Origin of the sequence: Nonlabens sp. Ci31, from assembly GCF_012974865.1 — a bacterium.
GTDB lineage: Bacteria > Bacteroidota > Bacteroidia > Flavobacteriales > Flavobacteriaceae > Nonlabens.
Map to the genome: position 1 here is coordinate 1,745,001 of NZ_CP043633.1, position 15,832 is coordinate 1,760,832.

A 15,832-nucleotide genomic window follows, 5' to 3' on the forward strand; every position below is an offset into this window, starting at 1 on the left:
TTATATGAGTACAAGTCCAATGGTTAATGAATAGATTGTTTCCAGGATAATCATTTATATAGCATGGGGTATTGGTTCCTCAAAAGATACCCTATTGGGTTCTTAAGGATTTGTATCTGAGGAGCTTTTTAAAAAATGCTTGGAGTGTAGACATTATGAAACCTTATTAGAAGTTATCTTTTTGTAATGACCTTGACTTTATTGAATCAGTGTTGTGAGGAAGAATCCTTACTTACCTATCTCTAATCATTAAACGTATTAATGGTTTCGGCTGTTTTGCTATTTTTAAGATAGAGGTATTTATGTAGCGGTTATAACGCGGCTGCAGGGAGGAGGATCGTTTAGCTCAAGATGGGGCTTATATGTAAAGAGTATATCAAATCATTTCAAATAGTAGTTTACTGTAAATGAGGTGTTTGTTTTTCATTTCAAATTATTTTCATTTTTTCTCATTAAAAAGTTTGGTTTGTAACAGATAGTGTCTGTATATTTGCCTCCGCTAAGGAAAACAGGTATATGTTTAACGAGGCAAATGTTCTTCAAAAAGGCTAAAAAATCAACAATAAAATCGTGAAGATTTATGGTAAGATTTTAGTTTTAGATTTTGAAGATGTTCATTGAGATATTGATTGACAGCACAAATTAGAGTTATCACTTTAGGGTGGTAATTATAGTTATATAATAAATTTAGATAAGCACAATGCTAATTAAGTAGTTTCAAAAAAGCATCATATATTAAATGATCTTTAAAAAGATTCGACGATGAAGAGTTTGATCCTGGCTCAGGATGAACGCTAGCGGCAGGCTTAACACATGCAAGTCGAGGGGCAGCATATCTAGCTTGCTAGATGATGGCGACCGGCGCACGGGTGCGTAACGCGTATACAATCTACCTATTACTGAGGGATAGCCCGAAGAAATTTGGATTAACACCTCATAGTATTATTGAATCGCATGATTTAGTAATTAAAGGTTACGGTAATAGATGAGTATGCGTCCTATTAGCTAGATGGTGAGGTAAAGGCTCACCATGGCTACGATAGGTAGGGGTCCTGAGAGGGAGATCCCCCACACTGGTACTGAGACACGGACCAGACTCCTACGGGAGGCAGCAGTGAGGAATATTGGACAATGGGCGCAAGCCTGATCCAGCCATGCCGCGTGTAGGAAGACGGCCCTATGGGTTGTAAACTACTTTTGTACGGGAAGAAACCTCTCTACGTGTAGAGAGTTGACGGTACCGTAAGAATAAGCACCGGCTAACTCCGTGCCAGCAGCCGCGGTAATACGGAGGGTGCAAGCGTTATCCGGAATCATTGGGTTTAAAGGGTCCGTAGGCGGGCTAATAAGTCAGTGGTGAAATGCAGGGGCTTAACTCCGGCACTGCCATTGATACTGTTAGTCTTGAATTATTGTGAAGTGGTTAGAATATGTAGTGTAGCGGTGAAATGCTTAGATATTACATAGAATACCGATTGCGAAGGCAGATCACTAACAATATATTGACGCTGATGGACGAAAGCGTGGGTAGCGAACAGGATTAGATACCCTGGTAGTCCACGCCGTAAACGATGGTTACTAGCTGTTCGGTACGATTGAGTACTGAGTGGCCAAGCGAAAGTGATAAGTAACCCACCTGGGGAGTACGTTCGCAAGAATGAAACTCAAAGGAATTGACGGGGGCCCGCACAAGCGGTGGAGCATGTGGTTTAATTCGATGATACGCGAGGAACCTTACCAGGGCTTAAATGCAGATTGACAGGTTTAGAAATAGACTTTTCTTCGGACAATTTGCAAGGTGCTGCATGGTTGTCGTCAGCTCGTGCCGTGAGGTGTCAGGTTAAGTCCTATAACGAGCGCAACCCCTGTTGCTAGTTGCCAGCGAGTCATGTCGGGGACTCTAGTGAGACTGCCAGTGCAAACTGTGAGGAAGGTGGGGATGACGTCAAATCATCACGGCCCTTACGTCCTGGGCCACACACGTGCTACAATGGTAGGGACAGAGAGCAGCCACTTCGTGAGAAGGAGCGAATCTTCAAACCCTATCTCAGTTCGGATCGTAGTCTGCAACTCGACTACGTGAAGCTGGAATCGCTAGTAATCGCATATCAGCCATGATGCGGTGAATACGTTCCCGGGCCTTGTACACACCGCCCGTCAAGCCATGGAAGCTGGGGGTGCCTGAAGTCGGTGACCGCAAGGAGCTGCCTAGGGTAAAACCGGTAACTAGGGCTAAGTCGTAACAAGGTAGCCGTACCGGAAGGTGCGGCTGGAACACCTCCTTTCTGGAGTTTCTGAAATAATGAAACTACAAGAGTGATGTAATAATGGGTTACTTAATTAGTGTGTTTATTTATTTTATATTAGGAATTGTCAATTAAGAGAAGCCGCAAGGTTTTGTTCAATGATTTAGAGTCTCATAGCTCAGCTGGTTAGAGCGCTACACTGATAATGTAGAGGTCGGCAGTTCGAGTCTGCCTGAGACTACTTTTTATGTGGTTTTGCCACATTTGTTCATTTAAAATAATAAGGAAACTTTAGATGTTGAGGATTATATTCCATATTCATAATTTTGAATTTATTTTCTAAATTTCTGAAATGGGGGATTAGCTCAGCTGGCTAGAGCGCCTGCCTTGCACGCAGGAGGTCATCGGTTCGACTCCGATATTCTCCACTGGTGTATTTAATACACAAACGTTCATTGACATATTGAAAAGATTAAACGAGTAACGTAGATTAATTTCTACATTATAATAGTAAAATAAAATAGGTTTTTACTCCATATCGTTGTGGAGTAAAATTGAATATCATAAGCAAATTAAGGGCGTATGGGGAATGCCTTGGCTCTCAGAGGCGATGAAGGACGTGATAAGCTGCGATAAGTTGCGGGGATCAGCACATGTGAATTGATCCGCAAATTTCCGAATGGGGCAACCCGGTATATTGAAGATATATCACCCGCAAGGGAGCAAACCTGGTGAACTGAAACATCTAAGTAGCCAGAGGAAGAGAAAACAATAGTGATTCCGCTAGTAGTGGCGAGCGAACGCGGAATAGCCCAAACCAATAATGTTACGGCATTGTTGGGGTTGTAGGACCGTAATATTTGATGTGCAATGAATAGGAATCTTTTGGAAAAAAGAACCAAAGAGGGTGATAGTCCTGTACTGGTAAGTTGCATTATTGATAACGGTATCCTGAGTAGTGCGGGGCACGTGAAACCCTGTATGAATCAAGCGGGACCATCCGCTAAGGCTAAATACTCCTGAGAGACCGATAGTGAACTAGTACCGTGAGGGAAAGGTGAAAAGAACCCTGAATAAGGGAGTGAAATAGATCCTGAAACCATACGCTTACAAGCGGTCGGAGCCCATTAATTGGGTGACGGCGTGCCTTTTGCATAATGAGCCTACGAGTTACCGTTGTTAGCAAGGTTAAGGATTTCAGATCCGCAGCCGTAGCGAAAGCGAGTCTGAATAGGGCGTGTAGTTAGCAGTGGTAGACGCGAAACCGTGTGATCTACCCATGGGCAGGGTGAAGCTGTAGTAACATACAGTGGAGGCCCGAACCGGTTGACGTTGAAAAGTCTTCGGATGACCTGTGGGTAGGGGTGAAAGGCCAATCAAACTCGGAAATAGCTCGTACTCCCCGAAATGCATTTAGGTGCAGCGTTAACTAAGTTTTATAGAGGTAGAGCTACTGATTGGATGCGGGGGCTTCATCGCCTACCAATTCCTGACAAACTCCGAATGCTATAAAATAGTGGTTAGCAGTGAGGGCATGGGTGCTAAGGTCCATGTCCGAGAGGGAAAGAACCCAGATCATCAGCTAAGGTCCCAAAATATATGTTAAGTTGAATAAACGAGGTTGTACTGCATAGACAGCTAGGATGTTGGCTTGGAAGCAGCCATTCATTTAAAGAGTGCGTAACAGCTCACTAGTCGAGCGGTACGGCATGGATAATAATCGGGCATAAACATATTACCGAAGCTATGAATTCGAAAGAGTGGTAGGGGAGCATTCTATTGACGTTGAAGATGATTCGTGAGAGTTGTTGGAGTTTATAGAAACGAAAATGTAGGCATAAGTAACGATAAAGGGAGCGAGAAACTCCCTCACCGAAAGACCAAGGTTTCCTCAGCTATGCTAATCAGCTGAGGGTTAGTCGGGTCCTAACGCGTACCCGAAGGGGGAAGTGGATGGACAACAGGTTAATATTCCTGTACCTGCTCACAATAAAAGTGACGGAGGTGTAAATCTAGTGCGTACTGACGGAATAGTACGTTGAATCAATTTTTAAGATTGAGATAGTACCATGAGGTTACGACTGATTGGATAATCTAGAGGAGCAACTTCCAAGAAAAACAAGTGAAGCAGCCCGTACCGCAAACCGACACAGGTGGTTGGGATGAGAATTCTAAGGTGCTCGAGTGATTCATGGCTAAGGAATTAGGCAAAATTGACCTGTAACTTCGGGAGAAAGGTCCCCTATATTTATATAGGGCGCAGTGAAAAGATCCAAGCGACTGTTTATCAAAAACACAGGGCTCTGCTAAATCGAAAGATGATGTATAGGGCCTGACACCTGCCCGGTGCCGGAAGGTTAAGAGGAGGGTTTAGCTTCGGCGAAGATCTCAATTGAAGCCCCGGTAAACGGCGGCCGTAACTATAACGGTCCTAAGGTAGCGAAATTCCTTGTCGGGTAAGTTCCGACCTGCACGAATGGTGTAACGATTTGGATACTGTCTCAGCCATGAGCTCGGTGAAATTGTAGTATCGGTGAAGATGCCGATTACCCGCTACGGGACGAAAAGACCCCGTGCACCTTTACTATAGCTTAGTATTGATTTTGGATAAGTAATGTGTAGGATAGGTGGGAGACATCGAAGTATTATCGCTAGGTAGTATGGAGTCATTGTTGAAATACCACCCTTTGCTTATTTGAAATCTAACCTTTCACAAGGGACATTGCTTGGTGGGTAGTTTGACTGGGGTGGTCGCCTCCAAAAGAGTAACGGAGGCTTCTAAAGGTACCCTCAGCACGCTTGGTAACCGTGCGTAGAGTGCAATGGCATAAGGGTGCTTGACTGAGAGACATACAGGTCGATCAGGTTGGAAACAAGAGCATAGTGATCCGGTGGTTCCGCATGGAAGGGCCATCGCTCAAAGGATAAAAGGTACGCCGGGGATAACAGGCTGATCTCCCCCAAGAGCTCACATCGACGGGGGGGTTTGGCACCTCGATGTCGGCTCGTCACATCCTGGGGCTGGAGAAGGTCCCAAGGGTTGGGCTGTTCGCCCATTAAAGTGGCACGCGAGCTGGGTTCAGAACGTCGTGAGACAGTTCGGTCTCTATCTGTAGTGGGCGCAAGAAATTTGAGTGAATCTGACTTTAGTACGAGAGGACCGAGTTGGACTGACCGCTGGTCTACCAGTTGTTCCGCCAGGAGCATTGCTGGGTAGCTACGTCGGGAAGGGATAAGCGCTGAAAGCATATAAGCGCGAAACCCATCACAAGATGAGATTTCTTTAAAGGGTCGTGGGAGACTACCACGTTGATAGGTCATAGGTGTAAAGGCAGTAATGTCATAGCCGAGTGATACTAATTACCCGTAAGCTTAGGTATTCATTCCTTTTTTTATTTACTTGTTTATATTTTCAATATGTCAACTTATACAGTTGATTTTATATCAGCTGAACCATTAAGGTGGTTATAGCGATGGGGCTCACCTCTTACCTTTCCGAACAGAGAAGTTAAGCCCATTTGCGCAGATGGTACTGCTATTTGTGGGAGAGTATGTCGCCGCCTTCTTTTAAACCCTTGTCCTAACGGATGAGGGTTTTTTTATGCCCTAAATCTACATCAAAAAAATACCTGGTATCTGGCCTTGTGCCAGGAACAGACTACCTAACTAAGGATAAAAGCCTTCGTAATCCTATAACCTTTAATGACCAGCGCCACTTCCTAGTACGCTTTGCTTAACCTATTTAGGCAAGTGGATAGCTAATCATATAGAGTAGGTCATGGGTATAATGCCTTTATGGTACCCGTGATCTGGATCAAAATACACATTACAGCTTCTGAAGACATAAAATACGAGTGATGTCCATGTCAACAAGAGATGACTATAGTTCCATTTAAAATATATGGAAGCTCTTTATTATTATAGATCTATAATGAAATGCCTATACCATTAAAGGTCATTTTTGATTACCTTAAGGACAAGTTGCTAAGGCTATTAAGGAAAGTAAACGAAATCTTCTGCATGATGGTATAAGAAAAAAATTACATGCTAGTAAAGGAGGTAATTAAACGAGGTCAAAAGTTTTTTTGATACTCAGAGTCATCAATCTGATCCTAAAAAAATTGATGCGATAAGAAAAGGGTCAACTATTAATGCTGATGAATCAATAGTGCTGTAGAACCAATAAATTAGTCTGCTTATGCTGTTGGATCATGGGTTCTTTAAAAGGATAATCTACGGAACGCTAGAATTAAACTTTTGAGCTAGTCATATAGTTTCCATATCTTGTTATCATTAATAACAAGGGTTATGTAAGTCTTTAAAGGTCAAAATATACTGAGTTTTGTGAAAGAACTGCCAGATGATGATGCTTGTAAAGCATATTTAGCAAAAATAAAATGGCAGGATGGTTTTACATGTATAAAATGTGGTCACACTAAGGGCTGTGATAAATCTGGTTATAGATATCATTGTTACAGTTGCAATCACGTTGAAAGCGCCACGGCAAACACCTTGTTTCATAAGGTTAAATTTGGTTTGCAAAAGGCATTCTGCGTTGTGTTTGAAAGGAGTACTAGTATCAAGAGTGTTTCCAGCGTTCAAATGGGAAAGCGATTTGATATCCGTCAAGGTACCGCTTGGTATTTCATGCAGAAAGTTAGAAAGTCAATGAAAAGCAGTCAAAAATATCCTCTAACCGAAATAGTTCCTGTAGATGAATTTACCGTAGGAGGAAAAGAACAAGGCAAGCAAGGTAGAAGTTACGATTCAAAAAAGAAAAAAGCAGTGATAGCGGTAGAACTGAGCGCCGAACATAAAATCAAAAGAGTTTATGTGAAGTCTATAGATGATTACTCAGCTAAATCACTAACTCCAATATTTGAAGAACATATAGATCCCTCTGCAAAAATAGTTACCGATAAATGGAGAGGTTATGCTCCACTTAAAAAGAATTATGATATAGAGCAGAAGCTAAGTAATAACGGAAGTAATTTTAAAGAACTACATGTTGTAATTATGCAGTTAAAATCTTGGTTGAGAGCAATACCTACACATTTTAGTAAATGGCATGTGCAAAGCTACTTTGACGAATTCTGTTTTAGAATTAATCGATCTCAATCCAAACAGAGCATATTCCATAAAACAATAGAAAGAATGGTAATAGCTAAACCAATTTATCATAAAGATATAAAATAGATGCTAAGTGTGTAACTCAATAAACTAATTCTTTAATCAGGCAGAGTTTAGTTTAAACGATCATAGAATTCTTGATCCATGCTTCTTATGGCTAAGAACGCAAATGGGTCCTTAAATTATTTTCCTCTTACCGCTTTTTCCCATTCCCAAGAACTAGCAAGAGCTTCTTCCAATGAATAGGTAGATTCCCATCCGAGGACCTGCTTTACCCTATCAGTTTGCGCATAGGCCTCAACCACATCTCCAGCGCGACGTCCTACAATCTTATAGTTGAGTGGGTGTCCAGTTGCGTTTTCAAAAGCCGTGATCACTTCTAGTACGGTAGAACCGGTTCCAGTTCCTACATTAAAGACTTCAAAGTTTTCTTCTCCTTTTTTATCTAGCAGTCTAGAAAGAGCCGCCACATGAGCCTTGGCTAGATCTACTACATGAATGTAGTCTCTTACCGCAGTTCCATCTCGAGTAGGGTAGTCATTTCCGTAAACAGAAAGTTGTTCTCTTAATCCTATGGCAGTCTGGGTAATATAAGGAACTAGGTTTTGCGGAATCCCTAATGGCAATTCGCCAATTTTAGCACTTTTATGAGCCCCTATTGGGTTGAAATATCTTAGAGCGATTGCATTTAAATGTGGTGTTACTTTGCAAGTGTCTCTTATAATCTCTTCTCCTATTTGCTTCGTGTTTCCATAAGGAGATTCGGCTGGCTTAATGGGAGCGTCTTCTGTAACTGGTAATTTATCAGCTTGGCCATAGACCGTACAGGAAGAACTAAAAATAAAACTCGTCTCTTTATCTTGGATGTTTTGAAGCATATAAACCAGTGCATTGATATTATTTTCATAATATAACAATGGGTTCTCTACGCTTTCTCCTACGGCTTTGGAAGCAGCAAAATGAATGATTCCTTTTACATTTCTATGTTTTTCAAAAAAAGTGGCAAGAGATTCTTTATCTCTTACATCTACCTTTTCAAAGCTTGGTTTTATATTAGTTATAGAGGTAATCTTATTTAAAACGTCTAAAGAAGTGTTAGATAAATTATCTATAATAAGAACTTCATAACCTTGTTCTTGAAGCTCAACAACAACGTGAGAACCTATATAACCTAAACCGCCAGTAACTAATATTTTCATAGGAAGTAAAAATAAACTTTATTATGAAAGTACCTAAACAAAAAGAGCTGCATAAATTGCAGCTCTTTACTATATATTCCGATTCTTAATTAATCTCTAAGTAAACCTCTTGAGATCACTATTTTTTGAATCTCACTAGTTCCTTCATAGATTTGAGTGATTTTGGCATCTCTCATTAATCGTTCTACGTGATATTCTTTTACAAAACCATTACCACCAAAAACCTGAACGGCCTCCACCGAAGTGTCCATGGCCGTTTGGGAAGCAAAAAGCTTTGCCATTGCACCACTCATATCATAATTACGCCCTTGGTCTTTATCCCAAGCGCTTTGCATTACTAAGTGACGAGCAGCAGCGATATTAGTATGCATGTCTGCGAGTTTAAAAGCAATCGCTTGATGATTGCAGATCTCTGTACCAAAAGATTTTCTAACCTTAGAATAATCTCTGGCTAGTTCATAGGCTCCAGAAGCAATACCTAGTGCTTGCGCAGCAATACCTATACGGCCTCCAGAAAGTGACTTCATCGCAAACTTAAAACCGAATCCATCTTCTCCTATTCTATTTTCCTTAGGAATTTTTACGTCATTGAAAATTAAGGAGTGGGTATCACTACCGCGTATCCCTAATTTATCCTCTTTAGCTCCTATTTCAAAACCGTCCCAACCTTTTTCTACAATAAAAGCGTTGATTCCTTTATGCTTTTTCTCTTTATCGGTTTGAGCTATTACAATATAATAATCTGCACTATTACCATTTGTGATCCAGTTTTTGGTACCATTAAGAACGTAATGGTCACCCTTATCTATTGCAGTGGTTTTTTGAGAAGTGGCATCACTACCTGCTTCTGGCTCAGAAAGACAAAAAGCACCTATAGATTCTCCTGTAGTAAGCTTGGTAAGGTATTTTTCTTTTTGAGCCTCATTCCCGTAAGTGTCAAGTCCCCAACAAACGAGTGAGTTATTTACAGATACTATTACCGAAGAACTCGCATCAATTTTAGAGAGCTCTTCCATTACTAATACATAAGAAATAGTGTCCATACCGCCGCCACCGTACTTAGGTGATGCCATCATGCCCATAAAACCAAGTTCTCCCATTTTCTTTACTTGCTCTGTTGGGAATTTTTGCAAGTTATCTCTTTCTATAACGCCAGGTAAAAGTTCTGTTTTTGCAAAATCTCTCGCTGCATCTCTAATCATAAGATGCTCTTCTGTTAGGCCAAAATCCATGTATTCTTTTATTTTTTAGTTATTTTTCCGTTTTGCAAATCTAATGCTATTATTAACCATTTTCAACACCTTTAACTTATGAATCATCAGTACTATAACGTTTTAGGAATCATGTCTGGCACCTCGCTGGACGGCATTGATATCGCACACGTCGCATTAGTACGTAAAGAGTCCTGGAGCTTTCAGATTCACAGGGCAGAAACGCTCCCATATTCCAGCGAAATAAAGCAACAGCTTGCTGAAGCGATTACCTATAGTAAGGAAGAAGTTGAAAAGCTAAATCTAAAATACACCAAATATCTGGCAGAAAAAATCCTCTATTTTATCGATGCCCATAAAATAGATAAGCTAGTAGCAGTTTGCTCTCATGGACATACTATTTTCCATCAACCTCAAGAGAACTACACACTTCAAATAGGAAATCTTCCAGAGTTGGCCCAACTTATCAATCAGCGAGTGGTTTGTGATTATAGGGTTCAGGATGTTGCCCTACATGGTCAGGGAGCTCCTTTAGTTCCCATAGGCGACCGATTGTTATTCGGGGCCTATGATTATTGTTTAAATCTGGGCGGTTTTGCAAACATGAGTTTTGAGCAAAATACACAACGTATCGCTTACGACCTTTGTCCAGTAAATGTCGTTCTCAACCATTATGCTTTGAAATTGGGTAAGGAGTACGATGCAGGTGGCGCTTTCGCGAAAGCGGGAACTGTACAAAATTTAGTACTAGAACAGTTAAACTCCTTAGACTATTACCATCAAAAGGCCCCTAAATCACTGGGGATCGAGTGGGTAAATGCTACTATTTTTCAAATTCTCGATCAGATAGCCGATACCTGCGATATCATAGCCACATTTACAGAACATGTTGCGGTGCAAATTGCAAGACAATTACAACCAGAAAAAAATTTGTTTATCACTGGTGGTGGAGCCTTTAACACTTACTTAATCGATTCCATAAGTAAGCATACCACCGCTAAAATTATAATTCCAGACGCTATTATCGTAGAAAATAAAGAAGCATTGATCTTTGGGCTTTTAGGCGTTTTAAAATTGCGCAATCAGAACAATTGTCTTTCTAGTGTTACAGGAGCAGATCGAGATCACAGCAGCGGTCACATTTATGTACCTTAAGAAAATCTAAAAATGTAGATTTCCACTTGCAGCTACGTTATATTTGTGCAAACTAATCGAGTTATATGAAGGAGCTTCTTAAACGTTATGAAAACGCCGATCCTGAAATTGTTTTTCACTGGAATGATCCAGAGACTAATGCTGAAGGGTGGACGGTCATCAACAGTTTACGTGGTGGTGCTGCCGGTGGCGGTACCCGAATGAGAAAAGGGCTTGATAAAAATGAAGTACTTTCTCTTGCCAAAACCATGGAAATTAAGTTTACCGTTTCTGGCCCAGCAATAGGTGGTGCCAAATCGGGAATAAATTTTGACCCACAAGACCCTCGTAAAAAAGGTGTTTTAGAACGCTGGTATAAAGCAGTTTCTCCTTTACTGAAAAGTTATTACGGCACCGGTGGAGACCTTAATGTAGATGAAATCCACGAAGTTATTCCCATGACAGAAGACTGTGGGGTATGGCACCCGCAAGAAGGTGTTTTTAACGGGCATTTTGCTCCTAGTGAGGCAGATAAGATCAACCGAATAGGGCAGTTGCGTCAAGGGGTGATTAAAGTGATTGAAAACCCATCATTTTCTCCAGACGTTTCAAGAAAATATACAGTGGCCGATATGATCACTGGCTATGGAGTTGCAGAAGCGGTAAAACACTTCTATGATATTTATGGAGGAGATGTAAAAGGAAAACGTGCTGTTGTGCAAGGATTTGGTAATGTAGGAAGTGCAGCTGCCTTTTACCTTTCTCAAATGGGGGCAAAAGTAGTGGGAATCATAGATCAAGTAGGAGGGCTGATCAATGAAGATGGTTTTAGTTTTGAAGAAATTACAGAGTTGTTTCTCCATAAACATGGAAACAACTTAAGGTCCAAAGAATTAATTCCCTTTGAAGAAGTGAACGACCGCATCTGGAAAATAAAGACAGAAATTTTTGCACCATGTGCAGCCTCTAGATTGATTTCGCAAGATCAAATTAACCAAATGATTGCTGCTGGTTTAGAAGTTATTTCTTGCGGTGCAAATGTACCTTTTGCCGATAAAGAAATCTTCTTCGGCTCGATAATGGAACATACAGATGAGCAGGTAAGTTTGATACCTGATTTTATATCTAACTGTGGTATGGCAAGAGTATTTGCCTACTTTATGGAACGTCGCGTGCAAATGACAGATGAGTCTATCTTTAATGATACCAGTATGACCATACGCAACGCCATCCAAAATACATTTAATAACAATAGCTCCAAAAAACAAATCAGTTCTACTGCATTTGAAATCGCTCTTAAACAACTAGTTTGATGAAATATTTTTTAGGTAACAGCCCTAAATGGTTCAAGTTAACCATGATCTCTTTTTTAATTTTTAATGTCCTAGGTTACTTTACTTTGAGTGGTACGGTGATGGGATGGATTTTCATAGGGGAATTTATCTTTTGTCTAGCTATGGCTTTAAAGTGTTATCCATTACAATCTGGTGGGTTACTAGCCATACAAGTATTGGCATTGGGGTTGACACATCCCATGTATAAAATTGACGAGAATACACATCAACCTGTGCTAGATGAATTAGGAAATCATATCACGGGGGGAGTATATGCAGAGGTGTCTCAAAACCTTGAAGTAATTCTTCTTCTTGTTTTCATGGTCGCGGGTATTTACTTTATGAAGCCGTTACTGATGTATATTTTTGTAAAACTGTTTACAAAGATCAAATCTAAACTAGCTTTATCGCTCGTATTTCTTTTATTAAGTGCGGTATTATCTGCCTTTTTAGATGCTTTAACAGTTACTGCGGTGCTGATAAGTGTGGGAATAGGCTTTTATAACGTGTACCATAAAATTCATTCTAGTGATCTTGATCTCGATAAAGACAGCACCTTAGACAGGGAGCAGTTAAGCGGTAAAACCCTAGAGGAATTTCGGTCTTTTTTACGTAGTTTGATAATGCACGGTGTCGTAGGTACTGCGCTAGGAGGCGTTTCTACGATTGTAGGAGAGCCTCAAAACCTATTGATAGGTTCTAAAATGGGGTGGGATTTTATAGAGTTCTTTAAGGTAATGACTGTGGTAACCATGCCAGTTTTAGCAGCGGGTATCTTAACAACCATATTTCTAGAAACGACTAAAACTTTTGGTTTTGGTCAGAAAATGCCTCCTGTAGTAAGAAATATTATTAAGGGATGGATGGAAAAAAGAGACGAAGAGCGCACGGATAAAGAGAAATATGCACTTGTAGTTCAGGCGATATCTGCTGTTTTATTAATTACGGGTCTTGCTCTTCACGTAGCGCCAGTAGGATTTATAGGATTAGCTTTGATCGTTGTTCAAACGGCTTTTATAGGAATTATTGATGAGCACAGTCTAGGTAAAGCTTTTGAAGAAGCACTTCCTTTTACGGGTCTATTAGTAGTGTTTTTTGTGATAGTTGCGATGATTCATGATCAGCATTTATTTGCTCCTATTATAGAATGGGCATTGAGTCAGGATCCAGCAAGCCAGCCGGCAATTTTCTATCTAGCAAATGGGTTTTTAAGTATGATTTCTGACAACGTATTTGTGGCGACGGTGTACATCAACGAGGTAAGTACCGCTTACGAGGCAGGCACTATCACAAGAGAACAATATGAACACCTTGCGATAGCTATTAATACAGGTACCAACCTACCTAGTGTGGCTACACCTAACGGGCAGGCGGCATTTTTGTTCTTGCTAACCTCTGCACTGGCACCTTTAATCAACTTATCTTATGGTAAGATGGTAAAGATGGCATTTCCGTATACCGTTGTTTTGACATTGGTAGGTTTAGCATGTGTGGTGTTATTTTTATAAGAAAAGAGTATTATTGTAGGAGATTATTGTGATCTCGCTTTCGCGAAAGCGGAATTTTAAAAATCAAATTCACAGTTCAAGACAATGAAATGCTAAGGAACTGCGTTAACAACCATATTAATTACATACCTTAATGAACCTACTTTTTCAAGAAACCGCAGAAGTTACAATAGAGGCAGCTCCACTTGTAAATGAAGAATCTCAATCTTTATTAGGCCTAATCACCGCTGGAGGTCCTTCTGGTACAGTGATTATAGGCGTATTGATCCTTCTATTATTTTTTGCTCTTTATATCTACTTTGAACGTCTTTTGAAGATAAGGGCCAGTTCAAAAATTGACAGCAATTTTATGTTACAGATAAAAGACCATATTACTAATGGTCGTCTAGACAGTGCAAAAATGCTTTGTGCAAAGGAAGATTCTCCTGTAGCACGACTTACAGAAAAAGGAATAAGCCGTATAGGTTCTCCTCTTGAAGATATCAATAGTGCTATTGAAAATGCGGGTAGACTTGAGGTGTATAAACTCGAGAAAAATGTAAGCATGCTGGCAACTATAGCTGGTGCAGCCCCTATGATTGGGTTTTTAGGTACTGTTATAGGAATGGTTATCGCTTTTAAAACTCTAGCAGACGCTGGAGGTAGTGCAGACATGGGTAGTCTTGCAGGTGGTATTTACACTGCTATGATTACTACTGTTGCTGGACTTATAGTAGGTATCGTTGCCTACATCGGTTACAACCATTTAGTAGTTAAAACAGATAAAGTGGTGCATCAAATGGAAGAAAATGCATCTGACTTCTTAGATCTTTTAAATGAACCAGCTTAATTATGAATTTAAGAGGTAGAAATAAGGTAAGTCCAGAATTCTCGATGTCGTCCATGACTGATATCGTGTTTTTGCTTTTGGTATTCTTTTTGCTTACATCTCCATCGATAACTCCGGAGGCTTTGGATCTATTGCTTCCTAGCGCTGGCGGGAAAACGCAAACTCAAGGTAAAGTGACCGTAAGCATATCAAAAGACGGTGTTTTTTATGTGGATGCAACACAGGCCACAGAAGAAGATTTAGAAACTAGAATCCTATCTGTACTGCTGGGGAAAGAAAAACCTACCATCATGCTGCGGTCTGATAAAGATGCTGCGGTAAGCCATTCGGTTAGAGTTATGGATATAGCAAATAGGAATAAAATTCAAATTGTACTTGCTGTAAAAAACAATTAGCCATGAGTTACCTGAAGACAAAAGAACAAAAAATTTCAGCATCTATCAGTGTTTTACTGGTGGTTTTGCTTATTCTGTTATTTAGATTTGTCTCCATAATTAATGTCATTGAAGCACCTGTAGAATCTGGGATAGCCATCAATTTTGGCAATACTGCTGTAGGGTCTGGTCCGGTAGAACCAGCAAAGACGACTAAAGTGGCGCCACAGTCTAATCCAGAGCCAGTTACTCAACCAGAAACCCCTCAAGTAGAGAATATAGTCACTCAAGATAATACAGAGGCACCCTCCGTAGTCTCTGATCCGGAGGTAAAACCAACTACAAAACCTACGAAGCCTGCTACAAAACCTGTAGAGCCGAAGCCTGATCCAAAACCAGACTCGTCTGTACTCGATGCTTTGAATAGTGTCACGGGTGCCGAAACCGTGGATGGACAAACCAATACAGGTGAAGGACCAGGGGATGGACCAGGAAACAAAGGAGATATCAATGGCGATCCTTATGCTAATACCTATTATGGTGCTCCAGGAAGTGGGCAAGGGGGTAAAGGATATGGACTTAAAGGTCGTGGTAAACTTGCCGGACGAGGCATACTTCCCACTTGTGATGAAACGGGTAAAGTGATCGTTGAAATAGAAGTAGATCGAGCAGGGAAAGTTAAAAAAGCTACCCCAGGAAAAAAGGGAACAACAAATCGCGCTGCATGTTTACTAATTGCTGCTGAGAAGAGTGCTATGACTTATAAATTTAGCGCTGCTCCTCAAGCAAAAGAAACACAAATAGGTTTTATTGAGGTGATATTTAAACTAGGAGAATAGCTTTGTCTACTTATAAAGAAACTTTAGA

The 15,832-nt window shown here is 40.6% G+C and carries 9 protein-coding genes, 2 tRNA genes and 3 rRNA genes; 12 read left to right on the top strand and 2 right to left on the bottom strand.

Annotated features, from left to right (window positions below):
- The first annotated feature begins 759 nt into the window (after positions 1-759).
- The 6 genes from F0365_RS07705 (at position 760) to F0365_RS07730 (ending at position 7,442) form a co-directional block, all read left to right on the top strand.
- Positions 760-2,285, top strand: a 16S ribosomal RNA gene (locus F0365_RS07705).
- A gap of 128 nt (positions 2,286-2,413) precedes the next feature.
- Positions 2,414-2,487 (top strand) — tRNA-Ile (locus F0365_RS07710).
- Between the two features lie 113 nt (positions 2,488-2,600).
- Positions 2,601-2,674 (top strand) — tRNA-Ala (locus F0365_RS07715).
- Between the two features lie 133 nt (positions 2,675-2,807).
- A 23S ribosomal RNA gene (locus tag F0365_RS07720) occupies positions 2,808-5,626 on the top strand.
- Positions 5,627-5,703: 77 nt separating this feature from the next.
- Positions 5,704-5,812 (top strand): 5S ribosomal RNA (gene rrf, locus F0365_RS07725).
- Together the 16S, 23S and 5S rRNA genes with 2 tRNA genes alongside form the textbook arrangement of a ribosomal RNA operon.
- Before the next feature lie 766 nt (positions 5,813-6,578).
- Positions 6,579-7,442 carry an IS1595 family transposase gene (locus F0365_RS07730; protein WP_240961966.1) on the top strand — a complete coding sequence of 288 codons (864 nt, stop codon included), beginning with the start codon at positions 6,579-6,581 and terminating at the stop codon, positions 7,440-7,442.
- A gap of 116 nt (positions 7,443-7,558) precedes the next feature.
- Here F0365_RS07730 and galE read toward each other — a convergent pair whose 3' ends face one another.
- Complete coding sequence (galE, locus tag F0365_RS07735) at positions 7,559-8,575, bottom strand: UDP-glucose 4-epimerase GalE (RefSeq protein ID WP_169933167.1); 1,017 nt, start codon at positions 8,573-8,575, stop codon at positions 7,559-7,561.
- An 89-nt stretch (positions 8,576-8,664) separates the two neighbouring features.
- Complete coding sequence (locus F0365_RS07740; protein ID WP_169933168.1) at positions 8,665-9,807, bottom strand: acyl-CoA dehydrogenase; 1,143 nt, start codon at positions 9,805-9,807, stop codon at positions 8,665-8,667.
- A gap of 78 nt (positions 9,808-9,885) precedes the next feature.
- On the opposite strand from F0365_RS07740, the gene F0365_RS07745 reads away from it, so the two are divergent.
- The 6 genes from F0365_RS07745 to F0365_RS07770 all read left to right on the top strand — a co-directional run bounded on the left by F0365_RS07745 (position 9,886) and on the right by F0365_RS07770 (position 15,804).
- Complete coding sequence (locus F0365_RS07745) at positions 9,886-10,941, top strand: anhydro-N-acetylmuramic acid kinase (protein ID WP_169933169.1); 1,056 nt, start codon at positions 9,886-9,888, stop codon at positions 10,939-10,941.
- Between the two features lie 65 nt (positions 10,942-11,006).
- Complete coding sequence (locus tag F0365_RS07750) at positions 11,007-12,233, top strand: Glu/Leu/Phe/Val dehydrogenase dimerization domain-containing protein (protein ID WP_169933170.1); 1,227 nt, start codon at positions 11,007-11,009, stop codon at positions 12,231-12,233.
- The gene (nhaB, locus tag F0365_RS07755) at positions 12,233-13,762 is read left to right on the top strand and encodes a sodium/proton antiporter NhaB (RefSeq protein WP_240961951.1); all 1,530 of its coding nucleotides are present in this window, start codon (positions 12,233-12,235) and stop codon (positions 13,760-13,762) included. Before F0365_RS07750 ends, nhaB begins: the two co-directional genes overlap by 1 nt.
- Positions 13,763-13,895: 133 nt before the next feature.
- Positions 13,896-14,591 (top strand): MotA/TolQ/ExbB proton channel family protein, encoded by a 696-nt coding sequence (locus F0365_RS07760; protein ID WP_169933172.1) that lies wholly within the window; start codon positions 13,896-13,898, stop codon positions 14,589-14,591.
- Positions 14,592-14,593: 2 nt separating this feature from the next.
- Positions 14,594-14,986 carry an ExbD/TolR family protein gene (locus F0365_RS07765; RefSeq protein ID WP_169933173.1) on the top strand — a complete coding sequence of 131 codons (393 nt, stop codon included), beginning with the start codon at positions 14,594-14,596 and terminating at the stop codon, positions 14,984-14,986.
- Positions 14,987-14,988: 2 nt separating this feature from the next.
- Entirely contained in the window at positions 14,989-15,804 is an 816-nt protein-coding gene (locus F0365_RS07770; RefSeq protein ID WP_169933174.1) for a hypothetical protein, read from the top strand.
- Positions 15,805-15,832: the final 28 nt, after the last annotated feature.

Excerpts from the sequence above, each read along its gene's own strand:
- galE (WP_169933167.1), bottom strand. The coding sequence starts at position 8,575 with ATGAAAATATTAGTTACTGGCGGTTTAGGTTATATAGGTTCTCACGTT.
- F0365_RS07740 (WP_169933168.1), bottom strand. The coding sequence starts at position 9,807 with ATGGATTTTGGCCTAACAGAAGAGCATCTTATGATTAGAGATGCAGCG.
- F0365_RS07745 (WP_169933169.1), top strand. The coding sequence starts at position 9,886 with ATGAATCATCAGTACTATAACGTTTTAGGAATCATGTCTGGCACCTCG.
- F0365_RS07750 (WP_169933170.1), top strand. The coding sequence starts at position 11,007 with ATGAAGGAGCTTCTTAAACGTTATGAAAACGCCGATCCTGAAATTGTT.
- nhaB (WP_240961951.1), top strand. The coding sequence starts at position 12,233 with ATGAAATATTTTTTAGGTAACAGCCCTAAATGGTTCAAGTTAACCATG.
- F0365_RS07760 (WP_169933172.1), top strand. The coding sequence starts at position 13,896 with ATGAACCTACTTTTTCAAGAAACCGCAGAAGTTACAATAGAGGCAGCT.
- F0365_RS07765 (WP_169933173.1), top strand. The coding sequence starts at position 14,594 with ATGAATTTAAGAGGTAGAAATAAGGTAAGTCCAGAATTCTCGATGTCG.
- F0365_RS07770 (WP_169933174.1), top strand. The coding sequence starts at position 14,989 with ATGAGTTACCTGAAGACAAAAGAACAAAAAATTTCAGCATCTATCAGT.